Source organism: Streptomyces narbonensis (assembly GCF_014649015.1).
In the GTDB taxonomy this organism is placed as follows: Bacteria; Actinomycetota; Actinomycetes; order Streptomycetales; family Streptomycetaceae; genus Streptomyces; species Streptomyces narbonensis.
On record NZ_BMSF01000015.1, the window covers coordinates 91,918 to 115,601 of the forward strand.

18 protein-coding genes are annotated in these 23,684 nt (G+C 72.0%); 12 read left to right on the forward strand and 6 right to left on the reverse strand.

The annotated features are described in order from the left end of the window. Window positions 1–10: 10 nt before the first annotated feature. The gene (locus IE124_RS26215; RefSeq protein ID WP_189510971.1) at window positions 11–1,042 is read right to left on the reverse strand and encodes an adenosine deaminase; all 1,032 of its coding nucleotides are present in this window, start codon (window positions 1,040–1,042) and stop codon (window positions 11–13) included. A 75-nt stretch (window positions 1,043–1,117) separates the two neighbouring features. Here IE124_RS26215 and IE124_RS26220 point away from each other — a divergent pair, with 75 nt between their 5' ends. After that, window positions 1,118–1,792 carry a DUF4190 domain-containing protein gene (locus IE124_RS26220; protein ID WP_189510973.1) on the forward strand — a complete coding sequence of 225 codons (675 nt, stop codon included), beginning with the start codon at window positions 1,118–1,120 and terminating at the stop codon, window positions 1,790–1,792. Between the two features lie 254 nt (window positions 1,793–2,046). Here the strand turns inward: IE124_RS26220 and ybiA are convergent, their stop codons facing one another. Further along, on the reverse strand, window positions 2,047–2,595 hold the full coding sequence (ybiA, locus tag IE124_RS26225) for a riboflavin biosynthesis intermediates N-glycosidase (protein ID WP_189510975.1): 549 nt from the start codon (window positions 2,593–2,595) through the stop codon (window positions 2,047–2,049). 175 nt (window positions 2,596–2,770) lie between these two features. Between ybiA and IE124_RS26230 the strand changes: the two genes are divergently transcribed. Genes IE124_RS26230 through IE124_RS26255 form a run of 6 tightly spaced genes read left to right on the forward strand, consistent with a single transcriptional unit; the run spans window position 2,771 to window position 9,983 of the window. Beyond that, on the forward strand, window positions 2,771–4,285 hold the full coding sequence (locus IE124_RS26230) for a gamma-aminobutyraldehyde dehydrogenase (protein ID WP_189510977.1): 1,515 nt from the start codon (window positions 2,771–2,773) through the stop codon (window positions 4,283–4,285). 50 nt (window positions 4,286–4,335) lie between these two features. Continuing rightward, window positions 4,336–5,583, forward strand: a complete 1,248-nt coding sequence (locus IE124_RS26235) for an ABC transporter substrate-binding protein (protein WP_189510979.1) — start codon at window positions 4,336–4,338, stop codon at window positions 5,581–5,583. 44 nt (window positions 5,584–5,627) lie between these two features. Further along, window positions 5,628–6,800 (forward strand): ABC transporter ATP-binding protein, encoded by a 1,173-nt coding sequence (locus IE124_RS26240; protein WP_189510981.1) that lies wholly within the window; start codon window positions 5,628–5,630, stop codon window positions 6,798–6,800. Beyond that, window positions 6,797–7,732: an ABC transporter permease gene (locus IE124_RS26245; protein WP_189510983.1), complete on the forward strand. Its 936-nt coding sequence runs from the start codon at window positions 6,797–6,799 to the stop codon at window positions 7,730–7,732. The genes IE124_RS26240 and IE124_RS26245 overlap by 4 nt, the downstream gene beginning before the upstream one ends. Next, the gene (locus IE124_RS26250) at window positions 7,732–8,526 is read left to right on the forward strand and encodes an ABC transporter permease (RefSeq protein ID WP_150265602.1); all 795 of its coding nucleotides are present in this window, start codon (window positions 7,732–7,734) and stop codon (window positions 8,524–8,526) included. Before IE124_RS26245 ends, IE124_RS26250 begins: the two co-directional genes overlap by 1 nt. Window positions 8,527–8,564: 38 nt before the next feature. Beyond that, entirely contained in the window at window positions 8,565–9,983 is a 1,419-nt protein-coding gene (locus IE124_RS26255) for an NAD(P)/FAD-dependent oxidoreductase (RefSeq protein ID WP_189510985.1), read from the forward strand. Between the two features lie 22 nt (window positions 9,984–10,005). Here the strand turns inward: IE124_RS26255 and IE124_RS26260 are convergent, their stop codons facing one another. Beyond that, on the reverse strand, window positions 10,006–12,270 hold the full coding sequence (locus IE124_RS26260; RefSeq protein ID WP_229832890.1) for an MMPL family transporter: 2,265 nt from the start codon (window positions 12,268–12,270) through the stop codon (window positions 10,006–10,008). 339 nt (window positions 12,271–12,609) lie between these two features. Between IE124_RS26260 and IE124_RS26265 the strand changes: the two genes are divergently transcribed. Both IE124_RS26265 and IE124_RS26270 read left to right on the forward strand, forming a co-directional pair. Then, window positions 12,610–13,092 carry a bifunctional DNA primase/polymerase gene (locus IE124_RS26265; protein ID WP_189510990.1) on the forward strand — a complete coding sequence of 161 codons (483 nt, stop codon included), beginning with the start codon at window positions 12,610–12,612 and terminating at the stop codon, window positions 13,090–13,092. Window positions 13,093–13,388: 296 nt separating this feature from the next. Then, a complete protein-coding gene (locus IE124_RS26270; protein ID WP_189510992.1) occupies window positions 13,389–15,191 on the forward strand; it encodes a chitinase in 1,803 nt (600 codons plus the stop codon). Between the two features lie 87 nt (window positions 15,192–15,278). On the opposite strand, the gene IE124_RS26275 is transcribed toward IE124_RS26270, so the two are convergent. Then, entirely contained in the window at window positions 15,279–16,016 is a 738-nt protein-coding gene (locus IE124_RS26275) for a phosphatase PAP2 family protein (protein ID WP_229832879.1), read from the reverse strand. Window positions 16,017–16,169: 153 nt separating this feature from the next. Continuing rightward, entirely contained in the window at window positions 16,170–17,504 is a 1,335-nt protein-coding gene (gabT, locus tag IE124_RS26280; protein WP_189510996.1) for a 4-aminobutyrate--2-oxoglutarate transaminase, read from the reverse strand. Between the two features lie 503 nt (window positions 17,505–18,007). Between gabT and IE124_RS26285 the strand changes: the two genes are divergently transcribed. Together IE124_RS26285 and IE124_RS26290 are read left to right on the forward strand one after the other, a co-directional pair. After that, the gene (locus tag IE124_RS26285) at window positions 18,008–20,284 is read left to right on the forward strand and encodes a type IV secretory system conjugative DNA transfer family protein (RefSeq protein ID WP_417851959.1); all 2,277 of its coding nucleotides are present in this window, start codon (window positions 18,008–18,010) and stop codon (window positions 20,282–20,284) included. Window positions 20,285–20,368: 84 nt separating this feature from the next. Beyond that, window positions 20,369–21,922 carry a PucR family transcriptional regulator gene (locus tag IE124_RS26290; RefSeq protein ID WP_189511000.1) on the forward strand — a complete coding sequence of 518 codons (1,554 nt, stop codon included), beginning with the start codon at window positions 20,369–20,371 and terminating at the stop codon, window positions 21,920–21,922. Window positions 21,923–22,175: 253 nt separating this feature from the next. On the opposite strand, the gene IE124_RS26295 is transcribed toward IE124_RS26290, so the two are convergent. Further along, window positions 22,176–22,388, reverse strand: coding sequence for a hypothetical protein (locus IE124_RS26295; protein WP_189511002.1), 213 nt, complete (start codon window positions 22,386–22,388; stop codon window positions 22,176–22,178). A gap of 152 nt (window positions 22,389–22,540) precedes the next feature. Between IE124_RS26295 and IE124_RS26300 the strand changes: the two genes are divergently transcribed. Continuing rightward, window positions 22,541–23,533, forward strand: coding sequence for an EamA family transporter (locus IE124_RS26300; protein ID WP_229832880.1), 993 nt, complete (start codon window positions 22,541–22,543; stop codon window positions 23,531–23,533). Window positions 23,534–23,684: the final 151 nt, after the last annotated feature.

The window sequence follows — 23,684 nt, forward strand, 5'->3', positions numbered from 1 at the left end:
CTCGCCGTCGTCAGCGAGCCGGCCAGCCGTCCGTGTACGTGTCGATCTCGGCGGCGATCGCGGCCTTGCCGGCCGGGTCGAGGAAGGAGGCCTCCACCGCGTTCTTCGCGAGGTCGGCGATCCCGCGCTTGTCGAGGCCGAGGAGCCGGGCGGCGACCGCGTACTCGTTGTTGAGGTCCGTGCCGAACATCGGAGGGTCGTCGCTGTTGATCGTGACGAGGACGCCGGCCTCCACCATCTGCCGGATCGGGTGCTCGTCGAGCGTGGCGACAGCCCGCGTGGCGATGTTGGAGGTCGGGCAGACCTCCAGGGCGATGCGGTGCTCGGCCAGGTACGCGAGGAGCGCCGGGTCCTGGACCGAACTGGTGCCGTGGCCGATGCGCTCGGCGCCCAGGTCGTTGATCGCGTCCCAGACCGTCTCCGGGCCGGTCGTCTCGCCCGCGTGCGGGACGGAGTGCAGACCGGCGGCGCGCGCCAGGTCGAAGTACGGCTTGAACTGCGGGCGCGGGACCCCGATCTCGGGGCCGCCGAGGCCGAAGGAGACCAGGCCCTCGGGGCGGATCCCGTCGGTCGTGGCGAGCCGCGCGGTCTCCTCGGCGGAGACGAGTCCGGCCTCGCCGGGGATGTCGAAGCACCAGCGCAGGATCGTGCCGAACTCGGCCTCGGCCGCCTTGCGGGCGTCCTCGATCGCCGCCATGAAGGCGCGCTCCTCGATGCCGCGGCGGGTGGAGGAGTACGGGGTGATGGTGAGCTCGGCGTAGCGGATGTTCTGCCGGGCCATGTCCCGGGCGACCTCGAAGGTCAGCAGCCGGACGTCCTCCGGGGTGCGGACCAGGTCGACGACCGACAGGTAGACGTCGATGAAGTGCGCGAAGTCCGTGAACGTGAAGTAGTCGGCGAGGGCCTCGGGGTCCGTGGGGACCTTGGAGTCAGGGTGCCGGGCGGCGAGCTCGGCGACGATCCGGGGCGAGGCGGACCCGACGTGGTGGACGTGCAGCTCGGCCTTCGGGAGGCCGGCGATGAAGGCATGGAGGTCGGTCATCGGATCATCGTAGGCCGGGCGGTTCCCTCCCAGGGGTGAGGTCGTAGCATGGCGTGACCACGATGGGGGAGGCCCATGTCTGACAACCGAGACCAGCCGCGGGGCGGGTACGACCCGGCGGACCCGTGGGCTCCGCCGAACCGCGACGGCGTGGAGCTGAGCAAGCCCGTGTCGCCGTCGACCCCGCCGGTGCACGACCAGATGACGGTCACGTCCATGCCGGCCGTGAACGACGTCCCGCCGCCGCCGGTCGCCCCGGGCGGCCCGGCGGCCACGCCCGGCTACGGCTACCCGGCGGCCACCCCGCCGGCCGGTGCCTACGGGTACCCGTCCGCCGCGAGCACCCCGGCCGCCACTCCGGTCCCGCCGGCCACGGCGGGGTACGCCGCGTACCCCTCCTACGGCGCGGGTTACGGCAGCCAGCCGCCCGGCTGGCAGCAGCCGGCCAACGGCATGGGCATCGCCTCGATGGTGCTCGGCATCATCGCGGTGGCCGGCTTCTGCATGTACGGCCTCGGTGTCGTCCTCGGCATCCTGGCGCTGATCTTCGGCATCATCGGCATGAAGAAGGCCGGCCGGGGAGAGGCGACCAACCGGGGCATGGCGCTCGCGGGCGTCATCCTCGGCTCGATCGGCATCGTGGTGAGCGGTGTCTTCCTGGGCTTCGTCATCTGGGCGATCGCCGAGGGCGGCGCCGCCTCCTCGGACGGGGACCCGTACAACAGCCTGGTGGTCGAGAGCACGCGCTAGGGCCTGTCCGGCGGATCATGGCCGGGGCCACGGCGTCTGGCACGGCACGTCGCCGCGTTGCCGAAACGCCCGAATAGCTCCGCTATGAGGGCGCTCCGGCGCCTTGCGACGCACCGCACCAGACGCCGTGGCCTATCCGACCCTGATCCGCCGGACAGGCCCTGGCGGGCCTGTCCGGACACGCCCTGGCGTCACCGGCACACGCGACAGGGCCCCGCACCTCACGAGGTGCGGGGCCCCCTTCACGTCCGGCCTCATCCGCCCCGCAGCCGCTCCCGGGCCTCCATCAGGGCGAAGCCCAGGAGGTTCAGGCCGCGCCAGCGGGCCGGGTCGTGGGCGCCGGGGTCGTCGGCCGCCAGGCCGATGCCCCAGACCCGGTCCACCGGGCTCGCCTCCACGAGGACGCGGGTGCCCGTGCCGAGCAGGTACGCCCGCAGGGCCTCGTGTGAGGAGAACTTGTGGACGCTGCCCTCGACGACGATGCCGAAGCGCTCCCGCTCCCACACCGTCTCGTCGAAGCCCCGGACCAGCCGGCCGGCCTTCTTCGCCTCCGCCGGGGTGCCGGCGGCAAGCGCCGCGCGCTCGGCCTCGGCGTCGCCGAAGAGGCGCGCCTTGGCCGCCATCATCCAGTGCTCGGCGGTCGCGTACCGCACGCCGTCGACCACGAAGGGCGCGGGCCACCACTGGCTCAGGCAGCTCGCCGAGAGCCGCCCGTCGGGGTGCGGGCGATGGCCCCAGAAATGCAGCCATTTGACGCGCTCACCGTCGTTGACCTGCTGCGTCAGCTCGTCGATCTTGTTCATGCACGCGAGTCTGGCATTCGCCACGGACACTCCGTACGGAGATTTTCCGGCCACCTCGACACATGGTCGACCGATTCCGTTGCGTAACCAAAAGGCAACAACGGAATCACTTGTTGGGGTGGCGGTCGCATGTCAGGATCGGCACTCAATTCGAGCTGGGACAACGGAGAGCGTCATGGGCAACCGCTTCCAGGTGACGGACCGCTTCGCGGACGGCGCACAGTACATCGGCGGACGGCTCCGGGCCGGAACCTCCGACCGGGAACACACGATCATCAACCCCGCGACCGGGGAGGGCGTCTACACCTACCGCCTCGCCTCCGTCGCCGACGTCGACGAGGCCGTCGCCGCCGCCAAGGCCGCCTTCCCCGGCTGGTCGGGCGCCACCCCGGGCGAGCGCTCCGACGCCCTCCACCGCTTCGCCGGCGTCCTCGCCGACTGGGCCGAGGACATCGCACGGGTCGAGTCGCTCCAGGCGGGCAAGCCGCTCCGGCTCACCACCGAGTTCGACGTACCGGGCACCATCGACAACACCGCCTTCTTCGCCGGCGCGGCCCGCCACCTCCAGGGCCAGGCCGCCGCCGAGTACAGCGGCGACCACACCTCGTACATCCGCCGCGAGGCGATCGGCGTCATCGGCTCCATCGCCCCCTGGAACTACCCGCTCCAGATGGCCGCCTGGAAGATCCTCCCGGCGATCGCCGCCGGCAACACGATCGTCCTGAAGCCCGCCGAGATCACCCCGCTGACCTCGCTGATGTTCGCGCAGGCCGCGACCGAGGCCGGCATCCCCGACGGCGTCATCAACATCGTCAGCGGCTCCGGGCGGGTCGTCGGCGAGCACCTCGTCGGCCACCCCGACGTCGTCATGACCTCCTTCACCGGCTCCACCCCGGTCGGCAAGCGCGTCGCCGAGGTCGCCACCGCGACCGTGAAGCGGCTCCACCTCGAACTCGGCGGCAAGGCCCCCTTCGTCGTCTTCGACGACGCCGACCTGGAGGCCGCCGCCAACGGCGCCGTCGCCGCCTCCCTCATCAACACCGGCCAGGACTGCACCGCCGCCACGCGCGCCTACGTCCAGCGCCCCCTCTTCGACGCCTTCGTCGCCCGCGTCGCCGAGCTCATGGAGTCCGTCCGCGTCGGCGACCCCTTCGACTCCGCCACCGACCTCGGCCCGCTGGTCAGCCACGCCCAGCGCGACAGCGTCGCCGGCTTCGTCGAGCGCGCCCGCGGCTACGCCACCGTCGTCGCCGGCGGCGAAGCGCCGGGGGGTGACCTGAAGGACGGCGCGTACTATCGTCCGACCCTGATCACCGGCGCCGCGCAGGACAGCGAGGTCGTGCAGTCGGAGATCTTCGGACCGGTCCTGGTGGCCCTGCCCTTCGACAGCGACGACGAGGGCATCCGGCTCGCCAACGACACCCCGTACGGCCTCGCCGCCTCCGCCTGGAGCCGTGACGTCTTCCGGGCGAACCGCGCCACGCGGGAGCTCCGGGCGGGCTGCGTCTGGGTCAACGACCACATCCCGATCATCAGCGAGATGCCGCACGGCGGCACCAAGGCGTCGGGATACGGAAAGGACATGTCGGTGTACTCCTTCGAGGAGTACACGCAGGTCAAGCACGTGATGTTCGACAACACCGCGGTCGCCGCGAAGGACTGGCACCGCACGATCTTCGGGGACCGATAGCCAGATTGCCGCCCGACCAGCGGCCCACCCCTCCCGAAAGGGCACAGCGCATGGAGCAGTACGAGCCCGAAAGCCTGTCCGCCGCGCAGCTGGCGGCTATGCGGCGCAGCATGACGAGCGGCCGGGGCGCCCTCAGCCGCCGTTCGATGCTGCGCGCGGGCGGCGTCGGCGCGCTCACGGTCGGCGGTCTCGCCGGCCTGAGCGCCTGTGGCATCCCGCCGGCCAAGCGGGAGGGACAAGGTCCCGCCTCCACCGACGTCTCGGCCAAGGAGAAGAGCCTCGCCTTCTCCAACTGGACCGAGTACATGGACATCAGCGAGGACGAGAAGACGCGTCCCACGCTGGAGGCGTTCACGAAACGCACCGGGATCAAGGTCAAGTACACCGAGGACATCAACGACAACGTCGAGTTCTTCGGCAAGATCAAGCCGCAGCTCGCGGCCGGCCAGGACACCGGCCGCGACCTGATCTGCGTCACCGACTGGCTGGCCGCCCGGATGATCCGCCTCGGCTGGGCGCAGAAGCTCGACCCCTCGAACCTGCCCAACGCCTACGCGAACCTCTCCGCCCAGTTCCGGCGCCCCGACTGGGACCCGGGCCGCGCCTACTCGTACCCGTGGACGGGCATCTCGACCGTCATCGCGTACAACTCCAAGGCGACCGGCGGCAAGAAGGTCGACTCGGTCACCCAGCTGCTCGACGACCCGTCCCTCAAGGGCCGGGTCGGCTTCCTCACCGAGATGCGCGACACCGTCGGCATGACCCTGCTCGACATGGGCAAGGACCCGGGGAAGTTCACCGACGCCGAGTACGACGAGGCGATAGGCCGGCTCCAGAAGGGCGTCGACAAGAAGCAGATACGCCGCTTCACCGGCAACGACTACACCTCCGACCTGGACAAGGGCGACCTCGCGGCCTGCCTGGCCTGGGCCGGTGACATCATCCAGCTCCAGGCGGACAACCCGGACATCAAGTTCGCCATCCCGTCCGCCGGATACATCACCTCCAGCGACAACCTGCTCGTCCCCGCCCAGGCGAAGCACAAGACCAACGCCGAGAAGCTCATCGACCACTACTACGAGCTGCCCGTCGCCGCGCAGCTCGCCGCGTACATCAACTACGTCTGCCCCGTCGACGGGGTGAAGGACGAGCTCGCCAAGATCGACCCCGAGCTCGCGAACAACACGCTGATCCTCCCGGACAAGGCCATGGCCAAGAAGTCGCGCGCCTTCCGCTCGCTCACCAGCGCGGAGGAGACGGCGTACGAGGAGAAGTTCGCCAAGCTCATCGGCGCCTGAGCCCGACGTTGTCCACCTCTCTCACTCCCCTGGGACAGCAACCCATGACTGACAAGACTGCTCACACTGGAAAGAACACGGGCGGCGGCGACGTCCGTCTCACCGGGATCAGCAAGGCGTACGGCTCCTTCAACGCCGTCCACCCGCTCGACCTGACCGTCCCGCAGGGCTCCTTCTTCGCCCTGCTCGGCGCCTCCGGCTGCGGAAAGACCACCACGCTGCGCATGATCGCCGGCCTGGAGGACCCCACCACCGGCACCATCCACCTCGGCGACACGGACGTCACGGACCTCCCGCCCTACAAGCGGCCGGTCAACACCGTCTTCCAGTCCTACGCGCTCTTCCCGCACATGGACATCTCCGAGAACATCGCCTTCGGTCTGCGCCGGCGCGGCATCAAGTCCGTGAAGAAGCAGGTCGACGACATGCTGGAGCTCGTCCAGCTCGGCGACAAGGCCCGCCACAAGCCGCACCAGCTCTCCGGCGGCCAGCAGCAGCGCGTCGCCGTGGCCCGCGCGCTCATCAACCACCCGCAGGTCCTCCTCCTCGACGAGCCGCTCGGTGCGCTCGACCTCAAGCTGCGCCGCCAGATGCAGCTGGAGCTCAAGCGGATCCAGACCGAGGTCGGCATCACCTTCGTCCACGTCACCCACGACCAGGAGGAGGCCATGACCATGGCCGACCAGGTCGCGGTGATGAACGGCGGCCGCGTCGAGCAGCTCGGCGCCCCCGCCGACCTGTACGAGAACCCGCAGACGACCTTCGTCGCCAACTTCCTCGGCACCTCGAACCTCATCGAGGCCGAGGTCCTGGAGACCGGCGGCTCCGACGTGCTCGTCACGGCCGGCGGCGGCAAGCTCCGGGTGCCCGGCGACCGCTGTACCTCCGCCGTCCGCCAGGGCGGCAAGGTGCTCGTCGGCGTCCGGCCCGAGAAGATCTCGCTCGCGCACGCCGACGACGCGGGCTCGATAGCCGACGGCCGCAACCGCGTCACCGGCCGGATCGCCGACTCCTCCTTCATCGGCGTCTCCACGCAGTACGTGGTGAACAGCCCGGCGGGCGCGGAGCTCCAGGTCTACGAGCAGAACATCGAACGCGACACGCGGCTGGTCCCCGGTGCCGAGGTGGTCCTGCACTGGAACCCGGCGCACACCTTCGGGCTCGACGCCGCCCAGGACATCGACGCGGGCGTGGAGACGGTGGAGGACGCCGGATGAGCACCACCACCCTGACGAAGAAGGAGGGTGCCGCGCCGGTCGAGGAACCGGTGCTGCGCAAGCCCTCCGCCCGCAAGCGGCTCGTCCCGTACTGGCTGCTGCTGCCCGGCATCATCTGGCTGCTCGTCTTCTTCGCGCTGCCGCTGGTCTACCAGGCGTCGACCTCGGTCCAGACCGGCTCCCTGGAGCAGGGCTTCCAGGTCACCTGGCACTTCCAGACCTACTGGGACGCCTTCACCGAGTACTGGCCGCAGTTCGTCCGCTCCCTGCTGTACGCCGGGACCGCGACCCTGCTCTGCCTGCTGCTCGGCTACCCGCTGGCGTACCTGATCGCCTTCAAGGCGGGCCGCTGGCGCAACCTGCTCCTGGTCCTCGTCATCGCCCCGTTCTTCACCAGCTTCCTCATCCGGACGCTCGCGTGGAAGACGATCCTGGCGGACGACAGCCTGGTCGTCGACGTGCTGAACGCGCTGCACGTCCTCGACGTGACGAGCTGGCTCGGGTGGACCGAGGGCGAGCGCGTGCTCGCCACGCCGATGGCGGTGGTGTGCGGTCTCACGTACAACTTCCTGCCGTTCATGATCCTGCCCCTCTACACCTCCCTGGAGCGGATCGACGGCCGGCTGCACGAGGCCGCGCAGGACCTCTACGCCTCCCCGGCGACGACCTTCCGCAAGGTGACCTTCCCGCTGTCGATGCCCGGCGTCGTCTCCGGCACCCTGCTCACCTTCATCCCGGCGAGCGGCGACTACGTCAACGCCGAACTGCTCGGCTCGACCGACACCAAGATGGTCGGCAACGTCATCCAGTCGCAGTTCCTGCGGGTCCTCGACTACCCGACGGCCGCCGCGCTCTCCTTCATCCTCATGGCGATCGTGCTGGTCATGGTCACCGTCTACATCCGCCGAGCGGGCACGGAGGACCTGGTCTGATGCGTTGGCTCCGGAAGAACCTCGTCGTCATCGCGGGCCTGCTCACGCTCGCGTACATGATCCTGCCGAACATCGTCGTGATGGTGTTCTCGTTCAACAAGCCGAACGGCCGCTTCAACTACTCCTGGCAGCGCTTCTCGCTGGACGCCTGGAAGGACCCCTGCGGCGTCGCCGACATGTGCGAGTCGCTCTCCCTCTCGCTCCAGCTCGCCGCCTGGTCCACCGTCGGCGCGCTCGTCCTCGGCACGATGATCGCCTTCGCGCTGGTCCGCTACCGCTTCCGGGCGCGCGGCGCGATCAACTCGCTCATCTTCCTGCCGATGGCGATGCCCGAGGTCGTCATGGCCGCCTCGCTGCTCACGCTCTTCCTCAACATGGGGATCGAGCTGGGCTTCTGGACGGTCCTGATCGCCCACATCATGTTCTGCCTGTCGTTCGTCGTGACGGCGGTCAAGGCCCGGGTCATGTCCATGGACCCGCGCCTGGAGGAGGCCGCGCGCGACCTCTACGCGGGCCCCGTGCAGACCTTCCTGCGCGTGACCCTGCCGATCGCCGCGCCCGGCATCGCCGCCGGCGCGCTGCTGGCCTTCGCGCTGTCGTTCGACGACTTCATCATCACCAACTTCAACGCGGGCTCCACCGTCACCTTCCCCATGTTCGTCTGGGGCTCGGCGCAGCGTGGAACCCCCGTTCAGATCAACGTCATCGGCACCGCGATGTTCGTCCTCGCGGTACTGATGGTGGTAGCCGGGCAAATCATTACGAACCGGCGCAAGAAAACAGCAACGGCCTGAGCCGAAAGGCAGCTCAGGCACCGAAGGAGTTGGAAACCATGGCCCCAGTTGCCATGCGTCTCGCTGCACAATCTCTCTCCGACGCCCAGCCCGTCCCCTTCTGGCTGGAAGACCCCGGCAAGCCCGGAGCCCTGCCCGCCCTCACCGGCACCGAGAAGTGCGACCTCCTCGTCGTCGGCGGCGGCTACAGCGGACTGTGGACCGCGCTCCTCGCCAAGGAGCGCGAGCCCTCCAGGGATGTCGTACTGATCGAAGGCCGCGAGGTGGGCTGGGCCGCCTCGGGCCGCAACGGAGGCTTCTGCGCCGCCTCCCTCACCCACGGCTTCGGCAACGGACTCGCCCGCTGGCCGGGCGAGCTGCCCAGGCTGGAGGAGCTCGGCGAGCGGAACCTCGACGGGATCGAGGAGGCGGTCGCCCGCTACTCCCTGGACTGCGACTTCGAGCGCACCGGCGAGATCGACGTGGCCACCGAGCCGTACCAGGTCGAGGAACTCCACGAGATGTACGAGGAGATCGACCGGCTCGGCCTCGCCGACGGCCTCGAACTCCTCGACCGGGACGCCGTCCGGGCCGAGGTCGACTCGCCGACCTTCCTCGCCGGCCTCTGGGACCGCCGCGGCGTCGCCATGCTCAACCCGGCCAAGCTGGCCTGGGGCCTGAAGCGGGCCTGCCTCGACCTGGGCGTCCGGATCTTCGAGAACACCCCCGGTCTGGAGCTGGTCTCCGTGGGCGCCGGCATGGGCGTGCGCACGCCGTACGGCCGGGTCCTCGCCCGCCGGGTCGCGCTCGGCACCAACGTCTTCCCGTCGCTGGTCAAGCGGGTCCGGCACTACACCGTCCCGGTGTACGACTACGCCCTCATGACCGAGCCGCTCAGCCCCGAGCAGCTCGCCTCCGTCGGCTGGAAGAACCGGCAGGGCCTCGGCGACTCCGCCAACCAGTTCCACTACTTCCGGATCACGGCCGACAACCGCATCCTGTGGGGCGGCTACGACGCGATCTACCCCTTCGGCGGGAAGCTCGACGCCGAGAGGGACCAGCGCCCGGAGACCTACCTGAAGCTGGCCGAGCACTTCTTCCGCTGCTTCCCGCAACTGGAGGGCCTGCGCTTCAGCCACGCCTGGGGCGGCGCGATCGACACCTGCTCGCGCTTCTCGGCCTTCTTCGGTACGGCGTACAAGGGCAAGGTCGCGTACGCGGCTGGCTTCACCGGCCTCGGTGTCGGCGCGACCCGCTTCGGCGGGGACGTCATGCTCGACCTGCTCGCGGGCGAGCGCACCGAGCGCACCGAGCTGGACATGGTCCGTTCGAAGCCGCTGCCCTTCCCGCCGGAGCCGATCGCCTGGGCCGGCATCGGCATCACCAAGTGGGCGATGGCCCGCGCCGACGAGAACGGCGGCCGGCGCAACCTGTGGCTGAAGACGATGGACCGGATGGGTCTGGGCTTCGACAGCTAGAACCTGCCTGTACGGGGCGGGGTCACGGCGTCCGCCGTGGCCCCGCCGCGCCGTTCCCGCCCGCCTGCGCCAGCTCGCCCTCGCCCTCGGTGTCGATGTGCGGCAGGATCCGGTCCAGCCAGCGCGGGGTCCACCAGGCCCACTTCCCGAGCAGGGTCATCACCGCGGGCACGAGCAGCAGTCGCGCGACCGTCGCGTCGATGAGCACGCTCGCGGCCAGACCGAGCCCCATCATCTTGATCACGATGCTGTCGTTGAGGACGAAGGCCGCGAAGACGCTGACCATGATGAGCGCCGCGCAGGTGATCACCCGCGCGGTGATCTCCAGGGCGTGCGCCACGCTCCCCTTCGCGTCGCCGGTGTGCAGCCACGCCTCGTGGACCCGGGACAGCAGGAAGATCTCGTAGTCCATGCTCAGGCCGAAGACGATGGCGAACATCATCATCGGCACGTAGCTCTCGATGGGCACGTCGCCGTTGACCCCGAGCGCCGGTCCGCCCCAGCCCCACTGGAAGACGGCGACGACGACGCCGTACGAGGCGGCGATGGACAGCAGGTTGAGCACCGCCGCCTTGAGCGCCACGAGCGGGCCGCGGAAGACGATCAGGATGACGAGGAACGCGAGCGTGACGACCACGGCGATGATGAGCAGCAGCCGCCCGGAGACGATCTCCAGGAAGTCGACCTGCGCGGCGGTGGTGCCCGTGACGTAGGTGGCCGCGGTGGTGCCCTCGACCGCCTGCGGGAGGACGTCGTCGCCCAGGTGCTCCGTCAGCGACGTCGTGGACTGGTCCTGCGGGGCGGCGACCGAGTAGGCCGTGGCGATCAGGACGTCGCCGTCCGAGGTCGGGGTGAGCGGGGTGATCAGGGCGGCGTCGGGGACGCCGGTGAGCGCCTTCTGCGCCTGGCTCGCCAGGGCGGAGCGGTCGGCCGCGGGGACCGAGGTCTGGTCGATCACCAGCGTCAGCGGCCCGTTGGAGCCGGGGCCGAAGGCCGAGGACATCAGGTCGAAGGCGCGCCGGTCCGTGAAGGACTCCGGGTCCGCGCCGTCGCCGATGTGGCCGAGCTGGATGGAGAACAGAGGGATGGCGAGGACGGCCAGGATGGCGACGCCCGCGCTCAGGAACCACCAGGGACGGCGCTCCACGCGGAGCGCGTAACGGTGCCAGGTGCCGTGCACCTCACCGGTCTGCGCCGCGCCGGGCGCGCCGGGCGCGTCGGCGGGCGTCGGGTCCGTCTCGGCGACGGGGGTGCCGATGTGCAGCCGGTCGATGCGGCGGCCGATGAGGCCGAGCATCGCCGGGACGAGCGTGAGGGCTCCGGCGACGGCCGTGACCACGGTGGACGTCGCCGCCAGACCGAGCAGGCCGATGAAGCTCAGCCCGGAGACCCACAGCCCGGAGAGGGCGATGATGACGGTGCAGCCCGAGACGAGGACGGCCCGGCCGCTGGTCGCGGTGGCGAGGCCGGCCGCCGTGACCGGGTCATGGCCGTTCATCAGCAGCTGCCGGTGCCGGGTGATCAGGAAGAGCGCGTAGTCGATGCCGACGCCGATGCCGATCATCGTGGCCAGGGTCGGCGAGACGGTCGCGAAGGTCCAGACGGAGGCGAGGAGACCGAGCACCGAGAGGCCGCAGAGGGCCGCCACCAGGGCGGTGACCAGGGGCAGTACGGCGGCGATCAGGCTGCCGAAGCCGATGATCAGGACGATGATCGCGACCCCGAAGCCGATCGCCTCGCTGACCCGGTCGTCCGCCTCGGGCCGGGCCAGCTCGCCCAGCGAACCGCCGTACTCGACCTCGACCCCGGCGGCGCGCAGGGGCTCCACCGCGCTGTCCACCCCGGTCAGGTAGTCGTCGCCGAGGGTGCCGGGCTGGACGTCGAAGCGGACGGTGATGTACGCGGTCTTGCCGTCCGTGGACAGCGGGCCGACGTTCGGGGTGCCCGGGGGAGGGGAGGGCGGCGTGCTGCCGGGCGCCGGGAGCGGGTCCGTGGCGTTCAGGACGTGCGGAAGCTTCTTCAGCGAGGCGACCGCGGACGAGATCTGGTCACTGACGTCCGTCAGAGGCTTGGCGCCGTCGTAGAGCACCACCTGGGCGCTGTAGCCGCCGGCGGCTGGCTCGTGCGCGCGCAGCACGTTCAGTCCGTCCTGGGACTGGGTGCCGGGCAGTGCGTAGTTGTCCGAGTACTCGCCGCCGTACGCGTGGTTCAGCCCGATCAGGGCACCCAGAGCCAGCACCCAGGCGACCAGCACGATGACGAAGTGCCGCGCCGACCACTCGCCCATCCGCCGCAGCAGCCCCTTGCCGGAGCGCCGGTCACCCGGCGCGGTACCACCCGGTGCGGCACCACCCGGCTGGGTGCCACCCGACGACTGCGGAAACGGCATGGCTACTCCCGTGGCGAGGGCGGTGCGACTGGGCAGGACGGAGGCCCATCCGAACACGCAGGGGCGGGCGACCGGGGGAGTCGGCCCATCCGGCCCGCCGCTGTCCACCCGATCGGACGCCCGCGGCGCGCCACGTGATCCGGATCACTCTCAATCGGTTGCCCGAAGTCGCGTAAGAGAAGGCGCCGACCCCGCTCTCTCCTGGTGGACACCGTGTCCACGCGGAAGGAGACCGTTGTGACGACTGGTACGGGGGCCACTGGCGCCAGGAGTGCGGTGGAGTGGCTGGCATCGGTGGCGCCGGATCCCGACGCCTGCCGGTGGGAGTGGGAGCGCAACCCCCACGGGGTCGCGCTGCTGCCCGCCGGCCGGCGCTGGGACGTCCTGATCCTGCCGGGGGAGCTCGGCTATCCCACCCTCGACGTGCTGAGCCGTCTGGTGGGCCGGCCGGGACCGGTCCTCGCCGACTTCGGCGACGCCCGGATCGGCTTCTTCGTCCCGCCGGGCACCGCCGCCCGCTGGCTCGGCACCGGCGTGCGCAGCGCGGGCGCCGGCACCTGGATCGTCGTCCCGTACCCGGGGCGGGCGACCGGAGGCGTCCGCTGGCTCGTGGCGCCGGACGGGGCGGGCACCCTCAACGACACCTCGCTCCTGGAGCTGGCGATGCACGAGGCGGCGGGTCAACTGGCCAGGGGCGAAGGGGGATCGCCGGGGGTCTGACGCGAGGCGGGGCGGGGGTCCGGCGCGAGTCGGACCGGGGTCTCACGCGAGGCGGGGCCGGGGTCCGGCGCGATCCGGGACCGAGGGAAGACGCAAGCCGGGATCGGAGGCCGACGCGAGGCGGGGCCGGGGTCCGGGGCTGAGGGAAGACGCAAGCCGGGATCGGGGTCCGGCGCGAGGCGGGACCGGTGTCGGCGCGAGTTCCGTACGAGACAGAGGTCTTGACCACTTGATTGGTCTGGACCATGCTGTGGCGCGCTCGCTGCACCTCGATTCCCCCACTCCCGGAGGCAGTTGTGGACCGCACCAGACCCCTCACCCTGCTGTTGGCGGGCGCACTCGCCGCCGGCGGGCTCCTGGCACTCACCCCCGCGGCGGCCGTGGCCGCCGACGCCGAACTCGCCCGCAACGGCGGCTTCGAGGCCGGCCTCGACGGCTGGACCTGCACGGCGGGCAGCGGCGCCGCCGTCTCGTCGCCCGTCCACGGCGGGACGAAGGCGCTCCAGGCCACCCCGGCCGGCAGCGACAACGCCAAGTGCTCCCAGACCGTCACCGTCAAGCCCAACTCCTCGTACGAACTGAGCGGCTGGGTCCGCGGCAGCTACGTCTACCTCGGCGCCGCAGGCACCGGCACCACCGACGTCTCCACCTGGACCGGCTCCGCCCCCGACTGGCAGCGGCTCTCGACCAGGTTCACGACGGGCGCCTCGACCACCTCGGTGACGATCTACACCCACGGCTGGTACGGCACCCCCGCCTACCAGGCCGACGACCTCTCCCTCTTCGGCCCCGGCGGTGACCCGGTCCAGCTCCCGGCCACCCCCGCCGGTCTCGCGGCAGGCTCCCCGACCTCCACCTCCGTGCCGCTGACCTGGTCCGCGGTCTCCGGTGCCACCTCGTACCACGTCTACCGGGGCGCGACGAAGGTCCAGACGGTCACCGGCACCTCGGTCACCGTCACCGGGCTCACGCCCTCCACCGCGTACACCTTCCAGGTCAGCGCGGTGAACAGCGCGGGCGAGTCCGCGAAGTCGACGGCCGTGAGCGCGACGACGACCAGCGGCGGGGGCGGCAACCCGGGCCTGCCCGCGCACGCCCTCGTCGGCTACCTCCACGCCAGCTTCGCCAACGGCTCCGGCTACACCCGCATGGCCGACGTCCCCGACTCCTGGGACGTCATCAACCTCGCCTTCGGCGAACCGACCTCCGTGACCTCCGGCGACATCCGCTTCGGCCTCTGCCCCGCCACCGAATGCCCGAACGTCGAGTCCGTCGCGGACTTCAAGGCGGCGATCAAGGCCAAGCAGGCCGCGGGCAAGAAGGTCCTCATCTCCATCGGCGGCCAGAACGGCCAGGTCCAGCTCTCCACCACCGCCGCCCGCGACACGTTCGTCTCCTCCGTCTCGAAGATCATCGACGAGTACGGCCTCGACGGCCTCGACATCGACTTCGAGGGCCACTCCCTCTCGCTCCAGACCGGCGACACCGACTTCCGGAACCCGACCAGCCCGGTCATCGTCAACCTGATCCAGGCGGTCAAGACCCTCAAGGCCAAGTACGGCGCCGGCTTCGTCCTGACGATGGCCCCGGAGACCTTCTTCGTCCAGCTCGGCTACCAGTACTACGGCTCCGGCCCCTGGGGCGGCCAGGACCCCCGCGCGGGCGCCTACCTCCCGGTCATCCACGCCCTGCGCGACGACCTCACCCTGCTCCACGTCCAGGACTACAACTCGGGCTCCATCATGGGCCTCGACAACCAGTACCACTCGATGGGCGGCGCCGACTTCCACATCGCCATGACCGACATGCTGCTCACCGGCTTCCCGGTCGCGGGCAACAGCGAGCGCTTCTTCCCGGCCCTCCGCCCCGAGCAGGTCGCCATCGGCCTCCCGGCCTCCACCCAGGCGGGCAACGGCCACACCAGCCCGGCCGAGGTGAACAAGGCCCTGGACTGCCTGACGAAGAAGACCAACTGCGGCTCGTACCAGACCCACGGCACCTGGCCCGCCCTGCGCGGCCTGATGACCTGGTCGATCAACTGGGACCGGTACAACCAGTGGCAGTTCTCGCAGAACTTCGACGCGTACAACTGGAGCTGACGGTCGGCCAGGCACCGCATGGAACGGCCGGGCCGGGACCCGCGAGGCCCCGACCCGGCCGTTTCGGCGAGCACGGCCCGCATCCCCTCAGGCAGGACCACCCCGCCGCGCGGCGTACACCGGCCAGCGCAGCAGCGGGAGACAGAGGGCGACGCTCGCCAGCACGTCCAGGGGCCAGTGGAAGCCGCGCAGGACCAGGCCGGTGCCCGTGATCGCCGTCAGCAGGGCCGCGACGGGGATCAGCCGGTTCGAGACGAGGAAGGCGGTGCCGAAGTACGCGACCATCGCGGTCGCCGTGTGACCCGAGGGGTAGTAGCCGGCGGCCCAGGGCTCCAGGGGGCCGGGGCGGGCCGTCCACTCCTTCAACGGAATCACCAGGAGCGGTACGAGAGCCATGGCCGATCCCGCGAACAGGGCGGCGGGCCATCGGCCGCGCCACACCGCGTACGCCATCGCGCAGGCGAGGACCGGCAGGGCGACCGTCATGTTGCCGAGGTCGGAGGCGAGTTCGCTCAGCGAGCGGGGGACCGCGTCCACCAGCGAGCGGGACACCCGCTCGTCGAGCCTGGCCAAGGGGCCGTGGACGAGCACCTGCCAGGTCACGACGACGAGGGCGACGAGCGCCGAGAAGAGAGCCGGCCGCCCTGGAACAGGGGGGGTGGTTCCAGGGCGGCCGAGGGGATCGGGCTGCCGCGCGCCCCGGGGGGTTTGGGGCGGGCGGCCATCCGATCGGTGAGGAGTCCCGGAGCACGAAGCTCCAGCGGTGTGCGCCGAGGCGCGGTGTGGGCGGGGCTGGGGAGGCTCCGCCCGGGGTGTTTCTCTCATCTGCAGAAACCGTACGTCAGAGAAGAGGGGGCCGACAGCAGGAACGGCATCCCGCCATCGGCCCCCCACAGAGTCTTCACACCGTGTGTGAGAACCGGGCCCGCCGGACCCGCGGCACCGGCTCCGGGCCCAGATCCGGGCTCAGATCCGGGCTCAGATCTGGGCGAACGCGCTCTCGATGACGTCGAGGCCCTCGTTCAGGAGGTCCTCGCCGATGACCAGCGGCGGCAGGAAACGCAGGACGTTGCCGTAGGTGCCACAGGTCAGGACCAGCACGCCCTCGGCGTGGCAGGCCTTCGCCAGCGCGCCCGCGGCCTCCGCGAACGGCTCCTTGGTCGCCGGGTCCTTGACGAGCTCAATGGCGATCATGGCGCCGCGGCCACGGATGTCGCCGATGATCGGGAACTTCTCCTGCATGGCGGTGAGGCGGCCCTTCATGACCTCCTCGATGCGCTTCGCCTTGCCGTTGAGGTCGAGCTCCTTCATCGTCTCGATGGAGCCGAGCGCACCGGCGCAGGCGACCGGGTTGCCACCGTAGGTGCCGCCCAGACCGCCGCCGTGGACGGAGTCCATGATCTCGGCGCGGCCGGTGACGGCGGCGAGCGGCAGACCGCCCGCGATGCCCTTGGCGGTGGTGATGAGGTCCGGGACGATGCCCTCGTCCTCACACGCGAACCACTGGCCCGTGCGGCAGAAGCCGGCCTGGATCTCGTCGGCGACGAAGACGATGCCGTTGTCGTTGGCGAACTTCACGATCGCCGGCAGGAAGCCCTTGGCCGGTTCGATGAAGCCACCCTCGCCGAGGACCGGCTCGATGACGATCGCGGCGACGTTCTCGGCGCCGATCTGCTTGGTGATGTTGTCGATCGCCTGGGCGGCGGCCTCGGGGCCGCAGTTCTCGGCACCGGTCGGCCAGCGGTAGCCGTAGGCCACCGGCACGCGGTAGAGCTCGGGGGCGAACGGACCGAAGCCCTGCTTGTACGGCATGTTCTTCGCCGTCATGCCCATGGTGAGGTTCGTACGGCCGTGGTAGCCGTGGTCGAAGACGACGACGGCCTGGCGCTTGGTGTACGAGCGGGCGATCTTCACCGCGTTCTCGACGGCCTCGGCGCCCGAGTTGAACAGCGCGGACTTCTTGGCGTGGTCGCCCGGGGTCAGCTCGGCGAGCGCCTCGCAGACCTCCACGTAACCCTCGTACGGCGTCACCATGAAGCAGGTGTGCGTGAAGTCCTGGAGCTGCGCGGAGGCGCGGCGGACGACGGCCTCGGCGGAGGCGCCGACGGAGGTCACGGCGATGCCGGAGCCGAAGTCGATCAGGCGGTTGCCGTCGACGTCCTCGATGATGCCGCCGCCGGCCCGCTTGGTGAAGACGGGCAGAGTCGAGCCGACGCCACCGGCGACCGTGTCGAGCCGACGGGCCTGAAGCTCCAGCGACTTCGGACCGGGGATGGCGGTGACGACGCGCCGCTCCTGCGGGACAGCGTTCATGCGGGGCTCCTGGGGGTGTTCTGGACGCACTTGCGGGTTTCCTCCGCAGGCTAGGCGCGGGGGAGGGGGTGGGGCATGCGCCGATCGGGAGTGGTCGCGGGTGTGTCGTTGTCCGGGATGGACATGGCGACTCCGCTTCCACCCCCAAGGGTGCGGGCTGACGCCGCCCGGCGGCGATCGGCCGTACGGGTGGGCGAAACCCCTCCGGGGCGCTTCCGGCCCACTAGATTGACGAGGGCACAGAGGCGGCGACCTGGCTGGTCAGGGGGCAGGGGTACATGGAGACCGACGGCACGTACGAGTCACGCGACACCAGGGGAGGCGCGGTACCCCGCCCGGCGGGCCCACCTCCCGACTCCGCACCTGCCGCGGCTTCGGCGCACCCACGGGTCCCTCCGACGCCCCCGACGCCCCCGGCCTACGAGGTCCGGCCCGCCACCCCCGGCAGCGTTCCGCCTCCGCCTCCGCCGAACGTCCCGCCCCCGCCGGCCCGGGCTCCCGAGGTGACCGGAGCGGCCGGCTTCCCGCCCGTCGTCGCCTGGCTGGACGCCCCGCGCCCCAAGGCCGGCCTCGGCATCTGGCGGCTCCGGCACGTCCCGCCGGCCGAGGCGCCCACGCGGCTCGCGCCGGTCACCTTCGTCGGGATGCTGATCCCCGCGGCCGTCGGCCTGGTCATCTGGTCGGCCTGGCGGAGCAACACCCTTCCGTACGCGGACCTCCTCCTGCGGACCCTCACCCCGAACGACTGGTGGTACGCCCTCACCACCTCGCCGAAGGACTGGGAAGGTGTCGCGGCGCATAGCGTCTTCGACGGCGCTCTCTTCCTCGCTCTCGTGTGGGGCGTCGGCGCCCTCGGCTCCTGGGGCAAGGTCACGCGCCACTACCTGGACCGGTGCCGCCCGCCCGTGCGCGCGGCGCTCGCCGGGGCGGGAGCTCTGATCGTCCTGGCGTTCGTGTTCTCCGAGACCCTCGGCCTCGGATGGCCCCCGCTGCCCGTCGTCGACCCGGTGGCCTGCCTCGCCGCCCTCGTGACGGGCGGCTGGGACGTCCCCAGTTCGCCGATCTTCGTCTACCCCATGCGCCTGCTCGTCACGGCTGCGGTCGTCTGGCCGTTCGCCCGGGTCGGCGAATGGCCGGGCCTCTTCCGGCAGTGGCGCGCCCGCTCAGCCTCCGGTGCCGCTCCGGCCCCCGCCGCCTCGACAGGTCCCGAGATCCCCCCCTCCCAGTGGCCCGAGCTCAGGGGCGCCGGCGAGCACGCCGCCGCCGACCTGCTCGCCGGGGAGCTGGCCGCCGGCCGGATGAACGACGTCGACTGCGCACGCGTGCGCCGCGGCTGGCGGAGGAGCGACCGGGACGCCGAACGCCGCACCGCCCTCGTCGAGGCGCTCCTCCGCAAGGGCGCCGCAGCGGGCGCACACCCCTCGGGCGATCGCGACCTGCCGAGCCGTGCGGCCGACCACGACCTGCTCCTGAGCCAGGTCCGCCTCGGGCGCTGGGCGGCCGCCGAGCGCACCCCGCGCGCCTACCACGGCGCAGGCCTCGCGCTCGACCCCGGCCTCCTGGGCACCTCCCTCCTCGCCGTCGGCCCCTCCGGAGCGGGCAAGACCCGCGCGCTCGTCGCACCCGTCGTCGAGTCGCTCACGCTCCAGGCGCTCACCGGAGCGGTCGCCGTCGTCGCCGTCGGCACGGCCGGGGCCCCGCTCGGACCCGACGGGGCGTACGACGTCGTCATCCGTCTCGGAGACCCCTCTTCCCGCTACGACCTCGACCTGTACGCGGGCGCCACCGACCCGGACGAGGCCGCAGGCTTCCTCGCCGAAGGTCTCGTCGGCGACATGGAGGGTGTGGAGACCCGACGCGCGGCCACGGTGCTCGCCCAGCTCATCGGTCCGTACAGGGCCGCGTACGGGCGCTTCCCGACCGTCCCGGTCCTGCGGGAGCTGCTCGAAGCCCGCCCCGAGGTCCTGGAGGCGCTTCTCGACCTGCTCCCGGCCGACGGAGCGCAGACGATGCGCCGGGAGCTGGAGTCCCGGATCCGTCAGGTCGGTACCGCGACCGACGTGGGGCCCGTGCTCGCCGACCGGCTCACCGCTCTCGACCGCCCCGCCTTCGCCGAGTTCTTCGGCGGCGGCCGCGACGTGCGGCCCTTCTCCCTCCGGTCCGTCGCCCAGCACCCGATGCGGGTCCGGATCAGCCTTCCGGACGGAGGGCACGAGGAAGCGGGCCGCCTGCTCAACCGGCTGCTGCTCGCGCAGTTCCAGCAGGTGACCCGGGACCGCGCCGGGAGCGGGCACTTCGCCTGCCTGGTGCTCGACGACGCGGCGGGCGCGCTCACACCGGGGACCGTGCGGGCCTTGCAGCGACTGCGCCCGCAGAACGCGGGTGTCGTGCTGGCCCTCCGTACCCTCGCGGAGGTCCCCGAGGCGCTGCACGGTCCGCTCCTCGCCGGCGTCGGCTGCCGGATGGCCTTTGCCGGGCTCCCCACCTGGGACGGCCGGGCCTTCGCCGAGGCCTGGGGCACCGAACGGGTGGAGACGACCGAGGTGGCCCACCACACCGTCTTCGCCGACCAGCCGATGACCCGGGCGTTCCACGCCCTGCGCAAGCTGGTGACCGGCAAGGCCGTGACGACGGAAGCCGTCACCGTCCGGGAAGTGGAGCGGCAACGGTGGTCCGCGTCCGATCTCGCGCATGCCGTCCCGCCCGGCCACGCCGTCCTCTCCCTCACCCATGTGCGCGGCGAGCACACCCCGCCGCTCCTCGTCGAGCTCCGCGGCTGAGCGGGGGACTTTCGGCCCTGGCACAATCGGGGGCGCCGCTCGGCTGAGCGGCGCCCCCCTCGCCCAAAGGTCCGACGGTCCCCAATGCCGCCCACCCTCGCCTCGCTCGTGCAGCACTCCGCCCTCAAGCTGATCGTCCGCGCGGGTGAGGACCGCCTCGACACCCCCGTCCGCTGGGCCCACGTCAGCGAGCTGGCCGACCCCGTCCCCTACATGGAGGGCGGCGAGCTCCTCCTCACCACCGCGCTCACGCTGGACGCCGAGGACCTGGAGGCGATGCGGCGCTATGTGCGGCGGCTGCTCGGGGCGGGGGTCGTCGGGCTCGGCTTCGCCGTCGGCGTGAACTACGAGGAGATCCCGCCGGCCCTGCTCGAAGCGGCCCGCGAGGAGCACCTGCCGCTCCTGGAGGTGCCGCGCAGGACCCCGTTCCTCGCGATCAGCAAGGCGGTCTCGGCGGCCATCTCCGCCGACCAGTACCGCGCCGTCACCGCCGGCTTCGAGGCCCAGCGCGAACTGACCCGCGCCGCGCTCGCCGAGGGCCCCGAGGCCGTCGTCACCCGGCTCGCCGCACACGTCGACGGCTGGGCCGCGCTGTACGACACCTCCGGCACGGTCGTCGCCGTCTCACCCGAGTGGGCCACCCGCCGGGCCGCCCGGCTCACCCCCGACGTGGAGCGGCTCCGCGACCGCCCGGCGCCCGCGAGCGCCGTCGTCGGCGGTACGGACGACCGCGTCGAGCTCCAGTCCCTCGGGAGCGGACGGCGCGTGCGCGGCGCGCTCGCCGTCGGCACCGGCGCGCCCCTCGGGACGGCCGAGCGGTACGCGGTGCACTCGGCCATCGCCCTGCTCACCCTCACCACGGAGCGGTCCCGCTCGCTCCAGGCGGCCGAACAGCGGCTCGGCGCCGCGGTGCTGAAGCTGATGCTCGCCGGCCAGCCGGACCACGCGCGCGCGGTGGCCGGCGAGGTGTACGGCGGGCTGCTCGACGCCCCCTTCCGGCTGCTCGTCGCCGAGCCCGCCGGGGGCGAGCAGGCGGCCGAGGCCCCGCTGCCGGCCCTCGCCGAGACCCTGGAGACGGCCGCCGCCCGGGCGGGCGAGGCGGTGCTCACGGTCCCGGAGAGAGAGGGGCGGCTCGTCGTCCTCGCCGGGGACGGGGGCGCCGTCGTCACGGCCTGCCACGCGTACGCGGAGCGGGAGGCGGAGGAGACCGGCCTCGTCGTGGGCCTCTCCGCCCCGGCCGGCCCGGTCGCCGCGGCGACCGCCTACAAGCAGGCCGAACAGGCCCTCGCGGTGGCCCGGCGCCGGGGCCGCGCGCTCGTCGAGCACGAGGAGCTGGCCGCCGGTTCGGTCCTGCCGCTCCTCGCCGACGACGCCGTCCGCGCCTTCGCCGACGGCATGCTCCGCGCGCTGCGGGAGCACGACGCGACCGGGCGCGGCGACCTCGTGGCCTCGCTGCGCGCCTGGCTCTCCCGGCACGGCCAGTGGGACGCGGCAGCCGCCGACCTGGGCGTCCACCGGCACACCCTGCGCTACCGGATGAGGCGCGTCGAGGAGATCCTGGGCCGCTCGCTGGACGACGCGGACGTACGGATGGAGCTGTGGCTGGCCCTGAAGGCGACGGGCGAGGACACGGCCTGAGCCCGGCGGCCGACGCGCGCGCTCGCGGTCGGTGAGCCGCACGCGTCAGCTCGGCGGTGCTCCGCACGCATCGGCTGGGCGGTGCCCCGGCGCACGCACGCTGTGCGGGTGCGCGGTGGCCGCCGCACACGCCGCGAACGCGGGCCGACGCGCGCCCTCACGGGCGGTGCCCCGCACGCACTTCGCGCGCCGGGGCTGCCGCGCACGCCGAGGGCGGTGACCGACACGCCCCTCGCGGGCGGTGACCAGGCGACTATTCGCCCGTGCTGCCCCCGCAGCCCCCCACGCCCCCGTCGCCCTGCTGCGTACGGCCCCGCCGGTGGCTTGCGCGCGCCAGTTCGCCGCCCAGCAGGGTCACCTTCGCCACCGCGCGGACCCAGGGCGGGCCGCCCCGTGACGCCCACACGACACAGACGCACCCTCCGACGGCGAGCACCAGCACGCCGATCAGGACCATCAGGATCATGTCGTCCTCCCCCATTCGCTGACGTCGGAGTCATCCTCCCACCCCCACGCGGAGGCCCCTTCACCACTTCACCCGCCCATATTTCGGGATCCCTGCCCGAATCCGGGCAGTTTTCTTGGTCAACCCCCCTCGAGCTGCCTACTCTCCTGCTCATGACAAGCCCCGCCGTCGATCCGGCCCCCGAGACGCAGCAGGCCACCACCTCCGGGGCCACCACCCCCGGCAAGGCCGGCACCCGCACCGCCGCCCCCGCCGCCCGCCGGATCACCGGCGCCGTGTGGGCCGCGCTCGGCATCGTGTACGTCGTGTGGGGCTCCACCTACCTCGGCATCCGGATCGTCGTCGAGACGATGCCGCCGTTCCTCTCCGCCGGCGTCCGCTTCGTCACCGCCGGACTGCTCCTCGCCGGGATCATCGCCTGGCGCCAGGGCCCCGCCGCCTTCAAGGTCACCCGCCGGCAGCTCGGCTCCGCCGTCCTCATCGGTCTGCTCCTGATACTCGGCGGCAACGGCCTCGTCGTCCTCGCCGAGACCTCCATCCCCTCCGGCCTGACCGCCCTGCTCATCTCCGTCGTCCCGGCCTGGGTCGTGCTCCTCAAGGCCGCCACCGGTCAGAGGCCGACGGTCGGCGGACTCGCCGGAGTCGCCCTCGGCCTCGTCGGGCTCGCCGTGCTCACGCTGCCCGGGCTCAGCGGTGAGGTGAAGGTCGGCGGGGTGGTCCTCGTCGTCGTCGCGACACTCCTGTGGTCCGTGGGCTCGTTCTCGTCCGCCCGTCTCCCCATGCCCGCCAACCCCTTCACGGCCAGCGCGTACGAGATGATCGCGGGCGGTCTCGGCGGCCTCTCCGTCGCCTTCGTCCGGGGCGAGCAGCACGGCCTCGACGTGACCGCGGTCTCGGGCCGCTCCTGGGCCGCCCTCGCGTACCTGATCGTCTTCGGCTCCCTGATCGCCTTCACCGCGTACGCGTGGCTGCTCCAGGCCGCACCGCTCTCGCTGGTCGCCACCTACGCGTACGTGAACCCGGTCGTCGCCGTCGCCCTCGGCGCCCTCGTCCTCGGCGAGGCCCTGTCCTGGCCCATCGTCCTCGGCGGCGCGATCGTCGTCGGCGGCGTCTGTCTCATCGTCTCGACCGAGCGGCGCACCTGACGCCGGCGGGGCCGGGCGCAGGTCCAAGCGCATGGCCGGGCGCAAGGCCAAGCGCATGGCCGGGCGGCGGGTCGCCGACGGGACGAGGGCGGGCCTGCCACAGGCCGCAGGGCCCGTTCGGCCAAAGCGGACAGAGGTTCACGCCCACCAC